The organism is Candidatus Symbiopectobacterium sp. NZEC135 (genome assembly GCF_025962695.1).
This window is the reverse complement of the sequence record NZ_JAGFPF010000788.1, coordinates 1-937: the sequence shown is the minus strand read 5'-3', so window position 1 is coordinate 937 and position 937 is coordinate 1. Positions and strand designations below refer to the sequence as shown.

General features: G+C 49.5%; 1 protein-coding gene. It reads left to right on the top strand.

Annotation, left to right across the window (positions count from 1 at the left end; all coding sequences use genetic code 11):
* Positions 1-588, top strand: a 588-nt coding sequence (locus J5224_RS30460) for a methyl-accepting chemotaxis protein (protein ID WP_264628774.1), incomplete at its 5' end; no start/stop codon positions are given.
* Between the last annotated feature and the right edge of the window lie 349 nt (positions 589-937).

Here is a 937-nt window from a genome sequence, read left to right as displayed (position 1 = left end):
ATGAGTGAGATTAGCCAAAGCTCAAACAAGATCAATGAAATCATTGCCGTCATTGATGGTATTGCTTTTCAAACCAATATCCTGGCGCTCAATGCTGCGGTTGAAGCGGCGCGAGCCGGAGAACAAGGGCGCGGTTTTGCCGTGGTGGCTGGAGAAGTTCGCTCTCTGGCGCAACGTTCTGCATCTGCGGCAAAAGAAATTAAAAGGCTCATTCAGGATAGCGTCGGCTGCGTGAATAACGGTTCACAGTTGGTCAGTCGAGCCGGTGCGACTATTGACGAACTGGTAAAACAATCGCGCCACGTCGCGGTGAGCGTGAATGAGATTGGCGTGACCACACAAGAACAGGAGCAAGGCGTCAGACAAATCAATGATGCCGTCAGCCAATTGGATCTCGTCACCCAACAAAATACGGTTTTGGTGGAAGAATCAAGCAGCGTTGCCGACGGTTTACGCGATCAGGCGCAACACCTGGTCTCCTTGATGAGCGTATTCCAGGTAAATGCGTCACGCCCCTCAGCCGGGAGAAACCCAACAGTCACGACACCGCCACTCGGTTTAGCACTGCAAAAGAGAAATATTGCCTGATATTTTCACACGAGGTTGCCATCGCTGTCATGACCGGCGACGGGCAACCTCCTTCTCGCCAGCCTTTCTTCTGTCCCCCCCTTGCCACTGCACGCCGATTCGCGATGCGTTCTACCCCTCAAAAACGTCAAATATAAGTAGGGCCACGGCAATTCTTACCTGAAAAGACTAATATTAAAGCGGTTTCTGGCCGATATACAGTAAGTGACAGGTAAATTGTCCAGGGTCGGGCACTGCCAGATAGGAATCAGGTTAAACGTCTAGAAAGAAGATTAGTCAATTGAAAAATAATAAAATAGTCACTAAGCCTATCTAGAGGGTTACTATGTATTCATTTGTTGCACGCCAG